Genomic DNA, 18,813 nt, shown 5'->3' on the forward strand with positions numbered 1-18,813 from the left:
CAAACCGTACCCTTGCCCTCCAGCCGCGAAAGCGGAAACTACTACTTTCTATCCCTACGGAGCACAATTGTCTACACCACAAATTGCAATAAATGACATCGGATCAGCTGAAGATTTTCTAGCAGCAATCGAAGGCACAATCAGAAATTTCAATGATGGCGACCTAGTTTCAGGTGCCGTTGTTCAAGTTGGACGTGAAGAAGTACTTGTTGATATCGGATACAAGACTGAAGGCGTTATTCCAGCGCGCGAACTTTCAATTCGCCACGATGCAGATCCAAACTCAATCGTTAAAGTCGGTGAGATTATTGAAGCTCTCGTTCTTCAGAAAGAAGATAAAGAGGGTCGCCTGATTCTTTCCAAGAAGCGCGCACAGTACGAGCGCGCATGGGGAGACATCGAAGGCAAGAAGGAGCGCGACGAAGTTGTCGTCGGAACTGTTATTGAAGTTGTTAAGGGCGGACTTATCGTTGACATCGGTCTACGTGGCTTCCTTCCAGCATCACTTGTTGAAATGCGTCGCGTCCGCGATCTGACTCCATACATTGGCAAGCAGGTTGAGGCACGCATCATCGAGCTAGATAAGAATCGCAACAACGTTGTTCTTTCACGTCGTGCATTCCTAGAGCAGACACAATCAGAATCACGCACAACATTCCTGAACCAGCTGCAAAAGGGCCAGGTTCGCACAGGTGTTATTTCATCAATCGTTAACTTCGGTGCATTCGTTGACCTTGGTGGCGTAGATGGCTTGGTACACGTTTCAGAGCTTTCATGGAAGCACATTGATCACCCAGGTGAAGTTGTTGAAGTTGGCGATGAGGTAACTGTTGAAGTTCTCGAAGTTGATTTTGAGCGTGAGCGTGTCTCACTATCACTGAAGGCAACACAAGAAGATCCATGGCAGGCATTTGCTCGCACACACACAATCAATCAGGTTGTCCCAGGTGTTGTGACAAAGCTTGTTCCATTCGGAGCATTCATTCGTGTTCATGAAGGTATTGAAGGCCTAGTTCACATTTCAGAGTTGGCAGAACGCCACGTTGAAATTCCAGAGCAGGTTGTTCAGGTTGATGATGAGTTGTTCGTAAAGATCATCGACATCGACCTCGAGCGTCGTCGTATTTCACTATCACTCAAGCAGGCTAATGAAGGACATGAGATTGAGATCGAAGCATTTGATCCATCTCAGTACGGAATGGCTGCACGTTATGACGCAGAAGGAAACTTCATTTACCCTGAAGGTTTTGATTCTGACTCACAAGAGTGGAAGCCAGGATATGAAACACAGCGCGAAGAGTGGGAAAAGCAGTACGCCCAAGCGCAGGAGCGTTTCATGGCACACAAGAAGCAGAAGTCTGAAGCAAAGGTTGCTGACGCAGCTGCCACTCCAGCCGAAGGTGCAGAAGAAGTTGTTGCTGCCGAATAAGTAAGAAGACTCTATGAAAAGGCCTCGCGTAACTGCGGGGCCTTTTTCATTCTCAGACTATTCTTTGAGCATGCGGGTCATTGGATTAACTGGGGGCATTGGTTGCGGCAAGTCACTTGCGGCGCAGTACTTTGCTGAGCTTGGCGCACTGGTAATCGATGCCGATCAATTAGCACGGGCCGCAATTGAACGAGGATCAGATGGCTTTGATGAAGTTGTCGCTCTTTTTGGTGATTCGATTTTAAAGGATGGAAATATTGATCGCAGAGCTTTGGGCGAATTGATATTTCAAGATTCAATTGCTAAAAAAAAGTTAGAAAACATAGTTCATCCTTTCGTTCGCAGAGAGTTTGAAGGAGCGGTCGCATCCCTAAAGGGTGACCAAGTTCTGGTGTATGAGATTCCATTGTTAGTTGAAACAAATTCGCATGAAAGATTTGATGTTGTAATAACCGTCGAATCTGAAATGGAAAACCGTATTGCGCGCTTGCGGGGTAGAGGAATGCACATTTCAGAGATCGAGGGCCGTATTGCGGCGCAGGCGACTCGTGAACAGCGAATCGAGGTCGCTGACTTCCTCATAGAAAATGATGGAAGCGAAGATGAGCTGCTCCGCCAGGTCGAGAATATTTGGGATAGCCTCCACGATAATAAATAAGTAGGCTTGGCAAATGCGCCCGATATCTGATCTACAACGCAGAGTTGAGCCTTTTCAGGTAATCAGTGAGTATGTTCCGGCTGGAGATCAGCCTGCTGCAATCGCAGAAATTACAAAGCGAATTAATGCCGGAGAAAAAGATGTAGTTCTTCTCGGTGCTACCGGTACGGGAAAGTCTGCGACAACAGCCTGGCTAATCGAGCAGCTACAGCGTCCAACTTTGGTACTTGCCCCTAATAAGACACTTGCTGCCCAATTAGCAAATGAGTTCCGCGAACTTCTGCCTAACAACGCGGTCGAATACTTTGTTTCTTACTACGACTATTACCAACCAGAAGCGTACGTACCACAGACAGATACATTTATTGAGAAGGATTCAAGTGTCAATGAAGAGGTTGAGCGCTTGCGCCACTCGGCCACTAACTCACTTCTGACCAGACGCGATGTCATAGTGGTAGCAACTGTTTCTTGTATCTATGGACTTGGTACACCGCAGGAGTATGTGGATCGCATGGTGCGCCTGCGTGTGGGCGAAGAGATTGAGCGAAATGCTTTGCTTCGCCGTTTTGTTGATGTTCAATACAAACGCAATGACATGGCTTTTGAACGAGGAACATTCCGTGTGCGCGGGGACACCATCGAGATCATTCCAATGTATGAAGAGTTGGCCATTCGCATTGAAATGTTTGGCGATGAGATTGAAAAGCTGACGACCCTTCACCCACTCACGGGGGAGATTATTAGAGAAGAAGAAGAGATCTTCATCTTTCCAGCGACACACTACGCCGCAGGTCCTGAAACAATGAAGCGAGCAATTGGTGATATCCAGGATGAACTACAGATCCAATTAAACCTCTTCGAAAAGCAGGGCAAGTTGCTCGAAGCTCAACGACTTCGAATGCGCACAACATTTGATATTGAGATGATGGAGCAGATCGGATTTTGTAGCGGTATCGAAAACTATTCTCGTCACTTAGATGATCGTGCTGCAGGATCTGCTCCGCACTGCCTACTTGATTATTTCCCTGAGGATTTCTTAGTTGTTATCGATGAAAGCCATGTAACAGTTCCACAACTAGGTGCAATGTTTGAAGGCGATGCCTCACGTAAACGCACATTGGTTGAGCATGGATTTCGCTTGCCAAGCGCTTTAGATAACCGCCCGCTCAAGTTCCCAGAGTTCTCTGAACGAACCGGACAAACTCTCTATCTCTCCGCAACACCGGGTAAGTATGAGATGGCCAAGGTCAATGGCGATGTCGTAGAACAAGTTATTCGTCCTACAGGTTTAGTTGATCCACAGATTGTGATTAAGCCTATTAAGGGTCAGATTGATGATCTGCTCAATGAGATCAATATCCGTGCAGCCAAAAATGAGCGCGTTCTTGTAACTACTCTTACTAAGAAGATGTCAGAGGATTTAACAGATTATCTACAAGAGCGAGGGGTCAATGTTCGTTACTTGCACTCTGAAGTTGACACCTTGCGCCGCGTGGAATTGCTTCGAGAGCTTCGCACTGGTGATTATGATGTTTTGATCGGTATCAACTTGCTGCGTGAAGGACTGGATCTACCTGAGGTATCACTAGTTGCAATTTTGGATGCTGACAAAGAAGGTTTCCTTCGTTCTTCAACATCATTGATTCAAACGATTGGACGTGCTGCTCGAAATGTTTCTGGTGAGGTTCATATGTATGCAGACCGGATTACAGATTCGATGGCCAAGGCAATAGATGAGACAAATCGCCGTCGCGCAAAGCAGGTTACCTATAACCTCGAGCGAGGCGTTGACCCTCAACCATTGCGCAAAAAGATTGCAGATATTACTGATTTGATTAACCGCGAAAGCGCGGACACGGAAGAGCTTTTGTCCCATGAAAAGGGTGGAGCGAAGAAAATTGCATCATCTGCTGGTATTTATGACAAATCCTCCATCTCTTTGCCGCGCAAGGATCTGATCGCATTGATAGGCTCGCTCACCGATCAGATGCGAAATGCAGCATCTGAACTTCAATTTGAGGTCGCAGCGCGATTGCGTGATGAAATCAAGATATTGAAGAAAGAGCTACGAATGATGGAAGAGGCCGGGGTTTGAGCATCGATAAGTTGGTTGTGCGCGGAGCACGCGAACACAACCTAAAAAATGTTTCCATCGAACTGCCTCGAGATGCGTTAGTTGTCTTTACAGGTTTATCTGGTTCAGGAAAGTCTTCCCTTGCCTTCGACACAATCTTTGCTGAAGGTCAGCGTCGTTATGTTGAATCACTGTCGGCATATGCGCGCCAATTCTTAGGGCAGATGGATAAGCCAGATGTTGATTTCATCGAAGGTCTATCTCCTGCGGTTTCAATTGATCAGAAATCAACCAACCGAAATCCTCGTTCAACCGTCGGAACAATCACCGAGGTTTATGACTATTTGCGTCTTCTATTTGCTCGTGCGGGCCGACCTCACTGTCCAAATTGTGGACACGCAGTTACCCGTCAGTCGCCTCAGCAAATTGTTGATCAGATTCTTGAACTACCTCCAACTACAAAGTTTCAAATTTTGGCACCTGTTATTCGTGCACGCAAGGGTGAATTTGTTGAGTTGTTCAGTGATTTGATCACTCAAGGCTATTCACGTGCTCGTGTGGACGGCGAAGTAATTCAACTCTCCGATGCGCCAAAGTTAAAGAAGCAGGAAAAGCACACCATCGAAGTTGTTATTGATCGTTTAACAGCCAAAGCAGAAAGCAAAACACGTCTGACCGACTCTATAGAAACCGCATTACGACTTGCATCCGGAATCGTTGTGTTGGATTTTGTCGATGCTAAAGGCGCTGATAAGGAGCGCACCTATAGTGAGCATTTAGCCTGCCATGATTGCGAGCTTTCATTTGAAGAGCTCGAGCCTCGTTCCTTCTCGTTTAACTCACCTTTTGGTGCATGTGCTGAGTGCTCAGGTATTGGTACTAAAAAAGAGGTTGATGAGGATCTGATCATTCCCGATGACTCAATTTCGATTAATGATGGAGCTATTGCGCCTTGGTCGGGCGGGCAATCATCAGATTACTTCCTACGTTTACTAGAAGCACTTGCGAAAGACTTGCCATTTTCACTCGATACGCCATGGAAGAAGATCTCTGCAAAAGCACGAGAAGCAATTCTTAATGGTTACGAGTATGAAATTAAGATGAAGTACAAGGGTCGCTATGGTGCTCGTAATTACACAACTGGCTTTGAAGGTGTTATTCCATTTATTCACCGTCGTCATGAGGAAACAGATAGTGATTACAGCCGCGATAAATACGAGGCGTATATGCGCGAGATCTCTTGTGAAAAGTGCAATGGTGCGCGTCTTAAGCCTGAAGTACTTGCGGTGACAATTGGGGATAAAAATATTTCACAGATCTGTGAACTCTCAATTGCAGACTGTGCCGCCTTCTTAAAGCAGATCAAGCTGAACAAGCGCGAAGCGCAGATTGCAGAACGTGTGATGAAGGAAGTCAACGCACGTCTTGGCTTCTTGCTAGATGTTGGACTTGATTACCTTTCACTGGCACGTCCTGCTGGATCTCTATCTGGCGGTGAAGCACAGCGCATTCGCCTTGCAACTCAAATTGGTAGTGGTTTAGTCGGAGTTCTCTATGTTCTAGATGAGCCTTCAATTGGATTACATCAAAGAGATAACAAGCGTCTCATTGAAACTCTGACCCGACTTCGCAACCTTGGTAACACATTAATCGTTGTTGAGCACGATGAAGAAACTATTCGCACCGCGGACTGGATCGTGGATATTGGTCCAGGTGCTGGCGAACATGGTGGCAAGGTTGTTGTCTCTGGAAGTTATGAAGATCTGATTGCTTCGAAAGAATCTTTAACAGGTGCATACTTGTCAGGGCGCAAATCTATTGCGATACCTAAAACACGTCGTCCGATTGATTCAAAACGCAAGCTTGTTGTTAAGGGTGCGAAAGAAAATAACCTTAAAGAGATCGATGTCGAAGTTCCATTGGGAGTCTTTGTCTCGGTAACAGGTGTTAGTGGTTCCGGTAAGTCAACATTAATAAATGACATTTTGTATACCGTGCTTGCTAACAAACTCAATGGTGCGCGCCTAGTGCCCGGTCGTCACCGAACTGTCACTGGTATTGAACTGTTGGACAAAGTTGTTCACGTTGATCAATCTCCAATCGGTCGCACGCCACGTTCAAATCCTGCAACCTACACAGGTGTGTTCGACAAGATCCGTGCGCTCTTTGCTGAAACAAGTGAAGCTAAAATCCGTGGATACCAGCAGGGTCGTTTCTCTTTCAACGTTAAGGGTGGTCGTTGCGAGAACTGTTCAGGTGATGGAACGATCACAATTGAGATGAATTTCTTGCCAGATGTGTATGTTCCCTGCGAGGTCTGTCATGGTGCGCGCTATAACCGGGAAACCCTAGAAGTTCACTATAAGAACAAGACCATTGCAGAAGTACTGAATATGCCTATTGAAGAGGCCGGTAGCTTTTTCGAATCAGTTCCAGCGATTGCTCGCTACCTCAAGACACTCAATGATGTTGGTCTTGGCTATGTTCGCCTCGGTCAATCTGCACCAACGCTATCTGGCGGAGAGGCGCAGCGCGTGAAGCTTGCAACTGAGTTACAACGCAGATCTACCGGCCGCACCATCTATGTTTTGGATGAACCAACAACAGGATTGCACTTTGAAGATGTGAATAAGTTGTTAGCTGTTCTAAATCGCCTTGTAGACACCGGTAACACCGTTGTTGTTATCGAGCACAACCTCGACGTCATTAAGTGCTCAGACTGGGTCATTGACATGGGACCTGAAGGCGGATTCCGCGGGGGATTAGTTGTTGCAGAAGGAACTCCAGAAGATGTTGCAAAGGTGAAAGAGAGCTACACAGGACAGTTCTTGGGTGGGATTTTAAAGACAAATAGAAAAGCGCCAGCAAAGAAGTAGAGCGATGGCAGATCCCCAAAGTTATCGGCCAAGTAATATCCCGGAACACCCTGGTGTTTATCGTTTTTATAATGATAAAGACAAGATCATCTATGTTGGTAAGGCGAAGAATCTTAAGAACCGCCTGAGTAATTACTTTCAGGCAAATCTTGCTACTAAAACTTATCGCATGGTCCATGAAGCGGTCAGGGTTGACTGGACCATCGTAAGTACCGAACTTGAAGCGTTGGCTCTGGAATTTAGCTGGATTAAACAACATCAACCTAAGTACAACGTTCAGTTTAAAGATGACAAGTCCTATCCATATCTTGCTCTGTCTCTTAATGATGAATACCCAATGATCTTTATAACTAGAAAAGACAAGCGGCCAGGACTTAAATACTTTGGCCCCTATACAAATGCCTGGGCACTTCGCAATACCTTTGAAGTTCTATTGAAAGTGTTTCCGGTTAGATCCTGTTCTTCTGCAAACTTCACACGCGCACGAAAGAGCAAGAGACAGTGCTTACTAGGTGACATCGGAAAATGCGCTGCGCCGTGTGTGGATTGGATTTCCAAGGAGGATCACCACCAGCTTGCCCAACGGCTCAATGACTTTATGGAATCAGGGATGGAGAACATCCTGCCTAAGTTGCATGAGGAGATGGAGAACGCGGCCAATAATGAGGAGTTTGAAAGAGCGGCTCGTTTGCGAGATCAAATCGATTCCTTTGAAAAAGCTCAAAAATCTACAGAAGGTAACTTCTCAGATGATTTAGATGGCGACTTCATTTCACTCTATCAAGATGGCTTTCATGCAGCCGGATCAATCTTTTCAATGCAACGCGGCTCTGTTAAGGGATCACGGTCATGGATTGTGGATCAAGAGATGGTGCTTGAGGGGCAAGATGTTTTAACCGCTTTGCTGTATTCGATTTATGGAACTGGTGCAGTGCAGGTGCCACGAAATATTTATGTGAACAGCGAACCTGTTGATAAGGATCAGCTAGAAAAATGGCTTGAAACTTTAGGAACATCCAAGGTTGAGATCAAGGTTCCACAACGAGGTGAAAAGGTAGAACTCCTAGATACCGTTAAGAGAAATGCCCAGTACTCGTTGATTCAGTATTTAAGCAAGCGCGCCACCGATGCTGCTGTCAGCGGCAAAGCGTTGACAGAAATTGAAGAATCTTTGAACTTAGGTCGCACCCCATTGCGTATTGAGTGTTTTGATATTTCAAATATCTCTGGCACATCGGTTGTCGCATCAATGGTTGTTTTTGAAGATGGAATGGCGAAGAAGAGTGAGTACCGTCGATTCATCATCAATACTGATGAGGGCTTCGATGACACACGAGCAATGCATCAAGTGGTCACACGTCGCCTTAAGCGCCTCATTGATGATCGTCAAGAAAATGAGGCTGAGGTCGCAGAGTTGGGGGGTAAGCCGAGCAAGTTTGCATACCCTCCACAATTAATCGTCGTTGATGGCGGCGCACCTCAGGTAAGTGCAGCACAGCGTGCTTTAGATGAACTTGGTATTACAGATATCGCATTGTGTGGTTTAGCTAAGCGTCTAGAAGAGGTTTGGATACCAGGATTAAGTGATCCATTAATTTTGCCCCGAAACAGCGAAGGCCTCTATCTACTCCAGAGAATTCGCGATGAAGCCCACCGCTTTGCAATTTCTTTTCACCGATCTCGCAGATCTAAGGTGATGTTGGAATCGGTATTAGATGATATTCCGCAGTTGGGCTCAATGCGCAGGGCAGCGCTCCTAGAGCGGTTTGGATCAGTCGCTGCTATTCGCAAAGCAAACGTAGAGGACATCGCAGCAACTCCTGGCATAGGTTCGAAGATCGCATCGGTTATTGAAGAGCATTTGAGTGAAATTACTGCCCAAAAGGTCAACACCGAAACCGGTGAAATCAGTAATAATTAGGCCATGACACAAGAGACCTTAATTCTGACCGGCATGTCAGGTGCTGGCCGATCAACGGTTGCCCATGCCTTAGAAGATCTCGGTTGGTATGTTGTCGATAATCTTCCGCCCTCTTTGTTACCAGCTTTAGTAAGTAAAGGAACTGGGCCACAAGGCAAAGAGTTAGCTGTTGTCGTTGATGTTCGCGGCGGAGAGTTCTTTGATGAACTAACTCACGCGTTAGCCGAACTCAAAGATAGTAAATCTGACTATCAATTAGTTTTCTTGGATGCGACAGATCAATCACTAGTCCAACGTTTTGAATCAACTCGTCGACCTCATCCTTTGCAGGGCAAGGATCGCATCGTTGATGGCATTGCGAGAGAACGTGTAAAGCTTGAAGATTTTCGTTCACAAGCTGATGTAGCCATCGATACATCAAATCTGAATGTTCACCAGTTAGAAAAGCGTATCGGCGAAATATTTGGTTCAGGCAAGTCCCAGGGGATTAGAATTAATGTTTTATCATTTGGATACAAATACGGAATCCCAGTTGATGCAGATCTAGTTCTAGATTGTCGATTCATTCCAAATCCACATTGGATTCCCGAACTTCGTCCATTAACGGGTTTAACGCCACAGGTCAGTGAAAAGGTTCTTGGCAGTGAAGGCGTTAAAGATTTTGTTCATGGATATGTGCGTCTCGTAGATTCAATGATGGATGGCTATATGCGTGAAGGAAAAAAGTATGTAACTATTGCAGTTGGTTGCACGGGTGGAAAACATCGAAGCGTTGCAATTACGGAAGAGATCGCACGACAACTTAGTGCGATTGGGGCAGAGATCTCAGCACATCCAACTCATCGTGATGTAGGTCGTGAGTAAGTTTGTCTAAAGTTGTCGCACTTGGTGGTGGCCATGGTTTGGCTGCAACCCTTGCAGCATTGCGCCAGCTAACTCAAGAAATTACTGCAATTGTCACAGTTGCAGACAATGGTGGCTCAAGTGGTCGCCTGCGTGAAGAGTTTCCAATTTTTCCACCGGGTGATCTACGAATGGCATTAACCGCATTGTGCGCTGATGATGATTGGGGTCGCACGTGGGCCGAGATTCTCCAACATAGATTTGATAGTAATGGTGAATTAAATGGCCATGCGATGGGTAATTTGCTTCTTGCATCAATGTGGAATGCAGGTGATGATCCGGTTGTCGCATTAGATCGCGTTGGCCAATTGCTTAAAGTTATTGGACGCGTACTTCCGATGGCAGCTGTTGCATTAGATATTGAGGGCACATTTAATACGTCAACTGGTCGAATAGTTGTCAGGGGACAAAAAGAGGTGGCAACTGCAAAGGGGCATATTCAATCCCTTCGAATAATTCCGGAAGACCCACCTGCAAGAACTGAAGCACTGGATGCGATTGCAGATGCCCAATGGATAACGATGGGCCCTGGATCATGGTTTTCTAGTGTGATTCCGCACCTATTAGTTCCTACCCAGTTAGATGCTCTAAAAAATTCACAGGCACAAAAGATTTTGATACTAAATCTTGATGCATCAAGTGCGTCACAAGGTGAAGAGTTTGCTGGATCAACCCCAGAGCAGCATTTAGAGTTTTTTCATCACTATGCACCTGGATTAACTGTCGATTACTGCCTTGTGGACCAATCAGTTGTTCGAGATGAAGATTCGCTGCGCACAGTAGCATCAACCTTAGGTTCAGAGATTGTGGTGGCAGATATACGAAAAGCCCCGGGCAGTATTCATCATGATGCCGAAAAATTAGCTCTCCATTTGGGCCACATTTTTTCCCGCTAGATGGTTGGATTAGCCCCATGGCAATGACAGCAGCAGTTAAGGACGAGCTTTCTCGTCTCTCCATCACCAAACCATGTTGTCGCAAGGCCGAGGTCTCCTCACTTCTTCGCTTTGCTGGCGGGTTACATATCGCAGCTGGCAAAATTGTGATCGAAGTTGAACTAGATACCTCGCAGAGTGCACGCAGACTTCGCAAAGATATTGCGGATATTTATGGACATGATTCAGATTTAGCGGTGTTGTCATCAAGTGGATTACGCAAAGGGTCACGATATGTTGTTCGGGTAATTAATGAAGGTGATGCTCTCGCTCGTCAAACAGGATTAGTAGATGCAAATGGCCGACCAGTTCGTGGATTACCACCACAGGTTGTTTCTGCTGCAACATGTGATTCAGAAGCGGCATGGCGCGGTGCTTTTATTGCCCACGGTTCACTGACAGAACCAGGTCGATCTTCATCACTTGAAATTACATGCCCAGGGCCAGAGGCGGCTTTAGCGTTAGTAGGAGCGGCACGACGTCTTGGAATTGTTGCAAAGGCTCGCGAGGTTCGTGGTGTGGATCGGGTTGTTATTCGAGATGGTGATGCGATTGGTGTTTTGCTCACTCGCTTGGGCGCTCACGAAAGTGTTCTTGCATGGGAAGAGCGACGCATGCGCCGTGAAGTTCGCGCAACTGCTAACCGTCTTGCAAACTTTGATGATGCAAACCTTCGCCGTTCAGCACGCGCAGCAGTTGCTGCCGCCGCCCGCGTTCAACGAGCCATGGAGATTCTTGGACCAACAATTCCTGATCACTTAAAAGAGGCTGGGGATCTGCGCATCAACCATGGGCAGGCATCACTCGAAGAGTTGGGTTCTTTGGCCACGCCTCCCATGACTAAGGATGCTATTGCTGGGCGTATTCGCCGCTTGCTGGCTATGGCCGATAAGCGTGCGATAGAGCTTGGAATTCCAGACACTGAAAGCGGCCTCTCGCCTGATTTGCTGAACTGATTACTCGTGCGTAGTAACTGTTCATTAACCCTTCACTGATAAGGTTCTACCTAAGACCCCAGCGTTGTGGCAGTTTTACGAACCACCAACAGCTGGGCTTTTTTATGCCATTCAGAGAATCCTCTGCGGCATAGGCCCCACTAGTAGCAAGGACACTTTCGTGATTAATGTCGGAATCAATGGTTTTGGACGCATCGGTCGTAACTTCTTCCGTGCCTCACTTACCAACCCAAATATCAACATCGTCGGAATTAACGACCTGACTCCCAATGAGACTCTTGCTCACCTTTTGAAGTATGACTCAATCTTGGGTCGTCTAGGACTAGAAGTTACATTTACAGATGACTCAATCACCGTTGACGGCAAGACAATCAAAGTTTTCTCAGAGCGCGACCCAGCAAACCTGCCATGGGCATCAGTTAAGGCAGATGTAGTTGTTGAATCAACAGGTATTTTCACAAAGGCTGCCGATGCTCAAAAGCACATCATTGCAGGTGCCAAGAAGGTAATCATCTCTGCGCCAGCAACAGATGAGGACATCACAATCGTTATGGGTGTTAACCACACACAGTACGACGGTTCAAAGCACAACATCATTTCAAATGCGTCATGCACAACCAACTGCCTTGCTCCAATGGCAAAGGTTCTGCAGGACAACTGGGGAATTGTTAAGGGTCTGATGACAACTATTCACGCATACACAAATGACCAACCAATTCTTGACTTCCCACATAAGGATCTTCGCCGCGCTCGCGCAGCTGCGCTCAACATGATCCCTACTTCTACAGGTGCTGCAAAGGCGATTTCACTCGTTATGCCAGAGCTCAAGGGCAAGCTAGATGGCTACGCGATGCGCGTGCCAGTTCCAACAGGATCTGCAACAGATCTAACTGTTGAGCTAGCAAAGGAGGCAACTGCTGCTGAAATTAACGCTGCAATGAAGGCTGCGGCTAATGGTCCACTCAAGGGTTACCTTTCATACACAGAAGATCCAATTGTTTCTTCTGACATCGTCACAGATCCTTCATCATGTGTTTTTGATTCAGGCCTTACCAAGGTAATTGGTAACCAGGTCAAGGTGGTTGGTTGGTATGACAATGAATGGGGTTACTCAAACCGCCTAGTCGACTTGATCGATTACGTTGGTAAAACTCTGTAATGCCAGATCTTTCAACAATTGATCTAGCCGGAAAGCGAGTCTTTCTTCGTTGCGATCTCAATGTTCCTTTGAAAGAGGGAGTCATTAAGGATGATGGGCGTATTAAAGCCTCACTTCCGACTATTCAATTACTTCTTGAAAAGGGAGCATCACTTGTAATTGCAGCCCACCTTGGTCGTCCAAAGGGAGAGGCAAAGCCGGAGCTCTCACTTGCTCCAGTTGCAAAGCGTTTAGCTGAACTACTTGGTCGCGAAGTGAAATTTACTGGTGATGTAACAGGAGCTGCTGTAACAACAGCGGCAGAATCACTCAAGGCGGGCGAGATACTTCTTCTAGAAAATATTCGCTTTAGTGCAGCAGAGACAAGCAAGGAGGAATCAGAGCGTTCAGCATTTGCTGCCGAACTAGCAAAACTTGCTGACTTCTATGTTGGTGATGGCTTCGGTGCAGTACATCGCAAGCATGCATCTGTTTTTGATCTACCCAAGTTACTTCCACATGCTGCTGGCACATTGGTTGCAGCAGAGGTACAGGTTTTAAAGAAGCTGACACAAAATCTGGAACGCCCATACGGTGTTGTTCTAGGTGGAGCAAAAGTTTCAGACAAGCTTGGCGTGATTGAGAATTTGCTGGGCAAGGTAGATGTTCTAGCAATTGGCGGAGGAATGGTTTTCACATTCCTTAAGGCTCAAGGTAAAGAAATCGGAACATCACTTGTGGAAGCAGAAATGCTCGATGTTGTTAAGGGATTGATCGCAACTGCAGAAAAGAACGGCGTAAAGCTGGTCCTTCCAACTGACATTGTTGTTGCTCCAACATTTGCAGCAGATGCCACACCAACTCTGGTTGCAGCAGATGCAATCCCTGCAGATCAAATGGGTCTAGATATTGGACCAGTTTCGGCACAAGCATTTGCCGCTGAAATTGTTAAGTGCAGGACCGTGTTCTGGAATGGCCCAATGGGAGTATTTGAATTTCCTAACTTTGCAGCTGGAACAAGAGTTGTTGCTCAAGCATTAACGCAAGTAACGGGCATTTCAGTTGTGGGCGGGGGAGACTCAGCGGCTGCTGTTCGTGCTCTTGGTTTTGCCGATTCACAGTTTGGCTATATCTCAACAGGCGGCGGCGCTTCACTTGAGTACCTCGAAGGCAAAGAACTTCCAGGCCTAAAAGCATTAGAATTAATTTAACAAGAACCAATAGCCGGGGAGTAGTAATGCGTAAACCATTAATGGCAGGAAACTGGAAGATGAACCTCAATCACCTTGAGGCCATTGCAGTTGCACAAAAGTTGGTTTACGGTTTAGATGACAAGGACTATGACGCTGTTGATGTTGCGATTATCCCTCCCTTTACAGATATTCGTTCAATTCAGACTTTAGTTGACGGAGATCGTTTGCGTCTTCAGTATGGTGCGCAGGATCTTTCACCTGATGCAAGTGGAGCTTTCACTGGTGATATTTCAGGGTCAATGCTTGCAAAGCTTGGTTGCACATACGTTGTTATCGGCCACTCAGAGCGCCGCGCAATTCATCAAGAATCAGATGCTTTAATTAATCGAAAGATTAAGGCGGCGTTAGCACATGAAATGATTCCAATTTTCTGCGTTGGTGAAGAGCTGGCGATTCGCGAAGCAGGAACACATGTGAGCCACGTTATCCGTCAAATACGTGCTGGCTTAGAGGGATTTACAAAGCCAGAGCTAAAAAAGGTTGTTATCGCCTACGAACCAGTGTGGGCAATTGGCACAGGAAAGACTGCAACACCTGAAGATGCTCAAGAGGTATGCGCCGCCATTCGTGAAGAGGTAGAAAATATTGGTTCACCTGAAATCGCATCAAATATGCGAATCCTCTATGGCGGTTCAGTAAAGTCCTCTAACATCGTGGAGATCATGAAAAAGGCAGATGTTGATGGTGCCCTGATTGGTGGAGCGAGCCTAGACCCCGAAGAATTGGCCAGGATCGTTAAATTCCACGCGGTGAGCGAGTAAGCATTACCCCCATGGGGCGGGTATCCTTACCCTCTACGAACTAGGAGTTTAAGAAAAGTGAAACTAGCTCTCTCAATAGCGCTGATTATTACCAGCCTACTCATGATCCTTTTGGTACTTCTACACAAAGGAAAGGGAAGCGGCCTATCCGATCTATTCGGTGGTGGTATCTCATCAAACTACGGCGGTTCATCAGTTGTAGAACGCAACCTTGATCGCATCACTATCGTCGCTGGCGGATTGTGGTTCGCCCTAGTTGTCGCACTGTCGCTCGTTCTAAAGTAAACAAGTTTCTTTTCATTTTTAATTAAGCAGGCAAGGGGATAACTATGGCAAGTGCAATTCGCGGAAGTCGTGTTGGCGCCGGCCCAATGGGTGAGGCAGAACGCGGCGATTCAATCGCTCGTGCATATGTTTCTTACTGGTGTGCACGAGGACATGAAGTCCGTCCATCATTTGCTGTTGAAGAAACAGTTGTTATTCCGGCTGAATGGGATTGCCCTAAGTGTGGCTACCCAGCAGGTCGCGATCGCAACAATCCACCTAGCCCAGAAGTAAACGTCCCCTACAAGACTCACCTTGCCTATGTTAAAGAGCGTCGTACAGATGCCGAAGGAGAAAAACTTCTAGAAGAAGCGTTACGTAAACTTCGCGGAGATGACGAAGAGTAATTGTTAAAGAGCTTTAGCAGCTTTTAGTAATTCAGAGATACCCATTGCGCGATTTGTACAATTAAATCGAAGCAGTGGGTATTTTCTTGATGCCAGCGCTTTCCCATCACCCAATGCTTGGGCGGCAACTAAAGTCTTGAATCCGTAACTTTGCCCTGGGATTGCAATATCTTTTTTCACATCTCCAGTGATTTGCAAGAAGACACCATTTTGCTGACCACCCTTATGAAACTGGCCTGTTGAGTGAAGGAAGCGTGGCCCCCAACCAAAAGTGACAGGGCGTCCAGATTTGGTAGCAAGGATTTCACGCAGTTCGGCAATAGCCACATCATCTTTGCGATCAAGATAGGCCATGACGGCGATGTATCCATCTGCTGGAATCTGAGAAATTAACTGTGAGAACGCCTCTGTCGTATTACTTCCGGCACCAAAGATTTCAACAGCGCCAATTGCTGCATCGCCCGTAAAAGTAGGTAGGACACCCTTCCACTCATTAAGAAGGGCCGAAGTTTGCTCTTTTGCTTCTGTCACATTCGGCTGATTGAAAGGATCTATTGCAAGTGCTGCGCCGACAAGTGCGGTTACCCATTCCCAAACAATAAATTGTGATGCTAAATCACCTTCGACAACAAGGTCTGCGTTTCCAGTGAAAGCGATTGTGAAGGCATTGCCTTCTAAGCCGTGCTGTGATGATTCGGCAACAACCGGTAAGCGACCAATTTGATTCTTTCCAGTTGACTCAGCAACTAACTGCTCAATCCAATCACTAAGCCCTGGCATACCTGAGCCTTGATCGGTATAGGCAACGTATTGATCAGCAACATATGTCAGTAGGAACGCGATGTCACACATCAACTGTGAGTCGGCAAAGAACGCTGCCTTGGTATCACTGGCGTTATCTAGCAATACTGAAACATCAACATCGATGAGTGCAGCAGGTAGCAAACCAAATGGACTCAAAACGCTAAAACGCCCACCAACATTGGGGTCAGCATTAACTACTGAATATCCGCCATCTCGAACCTGCTTGTCCAAAGGCGAACCTGGGTCTGTCACAAAGACCATGTGGTCAATTGGATTGAGCCCTGCATCTTTGAATGCTCCTTCAAAGAGTGCGCGTTGCGATGCTGTTTCAATTGTTGAGCCAGATTTTGAGCTCACTACGACAACACTCTTCGAAAGATCTGTCTTGAGAGCGTGTGCAACATAATCTGGGTCAGTTGAATCTAGAACAAAAAGCTTCTTTGAAAATGTTTGGGCAATTACCTCTGGCCCAAGTGATGACCCACCCATTCCACACAAAATAACAGAACTCTTATCGCGATGCTTTGCAGCCAGAGCGTCAAATTGTGGAAGTAACTCACGAGATGACTCAGGCAGGTCAATCCAATTTAATCGAATAGATGCCTCAGCTTGTGCATCTGGCCCCCAGATTGTCGAATCCTTTTGCTTTAAGCGTTCATGGAAAGCCTGGAGCGCTTTGTATTGAGCAGAAGAGCGGTCAATCTTTGAAAGGGAAGTGCCTTTAATTGAAATCATTGTTGTTGGGCAGCCTTTACATTGTCTAGTAATTCATCCCAAGCTTGGGCAAACTTCTTCACACCATCGATTTCTAAATCTGTTGTTATTTGATCTAGAGAAATACCAATTGCAGACAAGCCCTTTAGAACGCTGACTGCATCGGCGTACTTTCCAGAAATGGTATTTCCTCGCACCACGCCATGATCGATCAATGCATCCAAGGTTGATTGAGGCATGGTGTTAACAGTCTCTGGCGCAATCAATTCAACAACGTATAGCGTGTCAGGATAGGCAGGATCTTTTACGCCTGTCGAAGCCCACAGAGGGCGCTGCTTGTTTGCACCCTTATTGGACAAGGCGCTCCAACGCTCGGAGGAGAATTTTTCTTCGAATAATTGATAGGCCAAATGCGCGTTAGCAATTGCCGCCTTGCCCAGTAGCGCTTCGGCTTCAGCTGAAGTGTTCTTCTTCAGTACTCCATCAACGGTTGAATCGATACGGCTCACGAAGAAGGATGCAACAGAGTGGACTTGTGATGGATTCTCACAGAGCTCTAGACCCTTCATAAAAGCATCTATAACTTGCCCGTATCTCTTTACTGAAAATATGAGCGTTACATTCACACTTATCCCAGCTCCGATAAGTGCAGTAATAGCTGGTAAACCTTCGATTGTTGCTGGAACTTTAATCATGACATTGAGACGATCAACAATTGCCCAGAGCTCTTTGCCGGCAGCGATAGTGCCCTCTGTATCTCTTGCAAGACGCGGATCAACTTCAATACTCACGCGGCCGTCAAAACCCTTGCTGCTCGAAAAGATTGGTGCAAACAGATCACATGCTTGACGGACATCATCAGTTGTCAGTTTCTTTACAACCTCATCAACGCTTGCGCTCCTCATCGCTGCAATATCAGCGCTATATTCAGCTGCGCCACTGATTGCACTACTAAAGATGCTGGGGTTAGTTGTGACACCTACAACACCACTGTTTGCAATTCTTGAAGGCAGTGAATGGGCATCTGTTCCTGAAATTTTTGCTCGTGAGAGATCATCTAGCCAAATAGATGTTCCCGCACTGGCTACTTCTTGAACGCTCACTTGATTGCTTTCTTCACCTGGGCGACGACGTTTTCAACCGAGAAACCAAACTCTTTAAATAAACGTTTCGCATCTGCTGATGCACCGTAGTGTTCTAGTGAGATTGCTACGCCACTATCACCGATCAGCTCGCGCCAACCTTGCGCAATTCCTACTTCAATACTTATCTTCACAATATTGGGGGATAGGACAGAGGTCTTATAGGCCTGATCTTGTTCAGCAAACCATTCCAGACATGGAGCACTTACAACTCTGACATTGATTTCCTCTGCAGCTAGAGCGGTTTGTGCATCAATGGCCAAAGAAACTTCAGAGCCTGTTGCAATCAAGATTGCTTGAGGGTTTGCAACATCTTTCAAGATGTAGGCACCCTTGGCTACACCAGTTGCTGGCGCACAGATGGTGCGATCAAAGACCGGCAAATTTTGGCGAGAGAGCAGGATTCCGGCTGCACGTCCGCGAGTAATAATCTGCTTCCAAGCCTCTGCTACTTCGTTGGCATCTCCTGGGCGAATAACATCTAGACCAGGAATGGCGCGGAGTGCAGCGAAGTGCTCGATTGGTTGGTGTGTTGGTCCATCTTCGCCAACACCAATCGAATCATGAGTCCACACAAA

General features: G+C 46.5%; 16 protein-coding genes. 13 read left to right on the forward strand and 3 right to left on the reverse strand.

Annotated features, from left to right (window positions below; translation table 11 throughout):
* The first annotated feature begins 67 nt into the window (after positions 1-67).
* From rpsA to AC9UEY_RS04050, 13 genes are all read left to right on the forward strand, one after another.
* On the forward strand, positions 68-1,429 hold the full coding sequence (gene rpsA / locus AC9UEY_RS03990) for a 30S ribosomal protein S1 (protein WP_509538083.1): 1,362 nt from the start codon (positions 68-70) through the stop codon (positions 1,427-1,429).
* A 70-nt stretch (positions 1,430-1,499) separates the two neighbouring features.
* Positions 1,500-2,087, forward strand: a complete 588-nt coding sequence (gene coaE, locus AC9UEY_RS03995) for a dephospho-CoA kinase (RefSeq protein WP_509538086.1) — start codon at positions 1,500-1,502, stop codon at positions 2,085-2,087.
* A 13-nt stretch (positions 2,088-2,100) separates the two neighbouring features.
* The gene (uvrB, locus tag AC9UEY_RS04000) at positions 2,101-4,182 is read left to right on the forward strand and encodes an excinuclease ABC subunit UvrB (protein ID WP_509538088.1); all 2,082 of its coding nucleotides are present in this window, start codon (positions 2,101-2,103) and stop codon (positions 4,180-4,182) included.
* Positions 4,179-7,037, forward strand: coding sequence for an excinuclease ABC subunit UvrA (gene uvrA / locus AC9UEY_RS04005; protein WP_509538091.1), 2,859 nt, complete (start codon positions 4,179-4,181; stop codon positions 7,035-7,037). Before uvrB ends, uvrA begins: the two co-directional genes overlap by 4 nt.
* Positions 7,038-7,041: 4 nt before the next feature.
* Positions 7,042-8,958 carry an excinuclease ABC subunit UvrC gene (gene uvrC / locus AC9UEY_RS04010; protein ID WP_509538094.1) on the forward strand — a complete coding sequence of 639 codons (1,917 nt, stop codon included), beginning with the start codon at positions 7,042-7,044 and terminating at the stop codon, positions 8,956-8,958.
* 3 nt (positions 8,959-8,961) lie between these two features.
* On the forward strand, positions 8,962-9,822 hold the full coding sequence (gene rapZ, locus AC9UEY_RS04015; protein ID WP_509538097.1) for an RNase adapter RapZ: 861 nt from the start codon (positions 8,962-8,964) through the stop codon (positions 9,820-9,822).
* A 2-nt stretch (positions 9,823-9,824) separates the two neighbouring features.
* Positions 9,825-10,757: a gluconeogenesis factor YvcK family protein gene (locus AC9UEY_RS04020; protein WP_509538099.1), complete on the forward strand. Its 933-nt coding sequence runs from the start codon at positions 9,825-9,827 to the stop codon at positions 10,755-10,757.
* 17 nt (positions 10,758-10,774) lie between these two features.
* Positions 10,775-11,752, forward strand: coding sequence for a DNA-binding protein WhiA (whiA, locus tag AC9UEY_RS04025; RefSeq protein ID WP_509538102.1), 978 nt, complete (start codon positions 10,775-10,777; stop codon positions 11,750-11,752).
* Between the two features lie 160 nt (positions 11,753-11,912).
* Positions 11,913-12,911, forward strand: coding sequence for a type I glyceraldehyde-3-phosphate dehydrogenase (gene gap, locus AC9UEY_RS04030; RefSeq protein WP_509538105.1), 999 nt, complete (start codon positions 11,913-11,915; stop codon positions 12,909-12,911).
* Positions 12,911-14,101, forward strand: a complete 1,191-nt coding sequence (locus tag AC9UEY_RS04035) for a phosphoglycerate kinase (protein WP_509538108.1) — start codon at positions 12,911-12,913, stop codon at positions 14,099-14,101. The genes gap and AC9UEY_RS04035 overlap by 1 nt, the downstream gene beginning before the upstream one ends.
* A 26-nt stretch (positions 14,102-14,127) precedes the next feature.
* Positions 14,128-14,904 (forward strand): triose-phosphate isomerase, encoded by a 777-nt coding sequence (gene tpiA / locus AC9UEY_RS04040; RefSeq protein ID WP_509538111.1) that lies wholly within the window; start codon positions 14,128-14,130, stop codon positions 14,902-14,904.
* A gap of 57 nt (positions 14,905-14,961) precedes the next feature.
* Complete coding sequence (gene secG, locus AC9UEY_RS04045; protein ID WP_509538114.1) at positions 14,962-15,189, forward strand: preprotein translocase subunit SecG; 228 nt, start codon at positions 14,962-14,964, stop codon at positions 15,187-15,189.
* Between the two features lie 44 nt (positions 15,190-15,233).
* Complete coding sequence (locus AC9UEY_RS04050) at positions 15,234-15,575, forward strand: RNA polymerase-binding protein RbpA (RefSeq protein ID WP_509538116.1); 342 nt, start codon at positions 15,234-15,236, stop codon at positions 15,573-15,575.
* A 3-nt stretch (positions 15,576-15,578) separates the two neighbouring features.
* Here AC9UEY_RS04050 and AC9UEY_RS04055 read toward each other — a convergent pair whose 3' ends face one another.
* From AC9UEY_RS04055 to AC9UEY_RS04065, 3 genes are all read right to left on the reverse strand, one after another.
* Positions 15,579-17,114 carry a phosphoglucose isomerase-related protein gene (locus AC9UEY_RS04055; protein WP_509538119.1) on the reverse strand — a complete coding sequence of 512 codons (1,536 nt, stop codon included), beginning with the start codon at positions 17,112-17,114 and terminating at the stop codon, positions 15,579-15,581.
* The gene (gene tal, locus AC9UEY_RS04060; protein ID WP_509538122.1) at positions 17,111-18,196 is read right to left on the reverse strand and encodes a transaldolase; all 1,086 of its coding nucleotides are present in this window, start codon (positions 18,194-18,196) and stop codon (positions 17,111-17,113) included. Before tal ends, AC9UEY_RS04055 begins: the two co-directional genes overlap by 4 nt.
* Positions 18,193-18,813, reverse strand: a 621-nt coding sequence (locus AC9UEY_RS04065) for a transketolase-like TK C-terminal-containing protein (protein ID WP_509538125.1), incomplete at its 5' end; no start/stop codon positions are given. The genes AC9UEY_RS04065 and tal, both read right to left, overlap by 4 nt.

It is taken from the genome of Candidatus Planktophila sp. (assembly GCF_040402275.1).
Classification (GTDB): Bacteria; Actinomycetota; Actinomycetes; order Nanopelagicales; family Nanopelagicaceae; genus Planktophila.

Excerpts from the sequence above, each read along its gene's own strand:
- coaE (WP_509538086.1), top strand. The coding sequence starts at position 1,500 with ATGCGGGTCATTGGATTAACTGGGGGCATTGGTTGCGGCAAGTCACTT.
- uvrB (WP_509538088.1), top strand. The coding sequence starts at position 2,101 with ATGCGCCCGATATCTGATCTACAACGCAGAGTTGAGCCTTTTCAGGTA.
- uvrC (WP_509538094.1), top strand. The coding sequence starts at position 7,042 with ATGGCAGATCCCCAAAGTTATCGGCCAAGTAATATCCCGGAACACCCT.
- rapZ (WP_509538097.1), top strand. The coding sequence starts at position 8,962 with ATGACACAAGAGACCTTAATTCTGACCGGCATGTCAGGTGCTGGCCGA.
- whiA (WP_509538102.1), top strand. The coding sequence starts at position 10,775 with ATGGCAATGACAGCAGCAGTTAAGGACGAGCTTTCTCGTCTCTCCATC.
- AC9UEY_RS04035 (WP_509538108.1), top strand. The coding sequence starts at position 12,911 with ATGCCAGATCTTTCAACAATTGATCTAGCCGGAAAGCGAGTCTTTCTT.
- tpiA (WP_509538111.1), top strand. The coding sequence starts at position 14,128 with ATGCGTAAACCATTAATGGCAGGAAACTGGAAGATGAACCTCAATCAC.
- AC9UEY_RS04050 (WP_509538116.1), top strand. The coding sequence starts at position 15,234 with ATGGCAAGTGCAATTCGCGGAAGTCGTGTTGGCGCCGGCCCAATGGGT.
- AC9UEY_RS04055 (WP_509538119.1), bottom strand. The coding sequence starts at position 17,114 with ATGATTTCAATTAAAGGCACTTCCCTTTCAAAGATTGACCGCTCTTCT.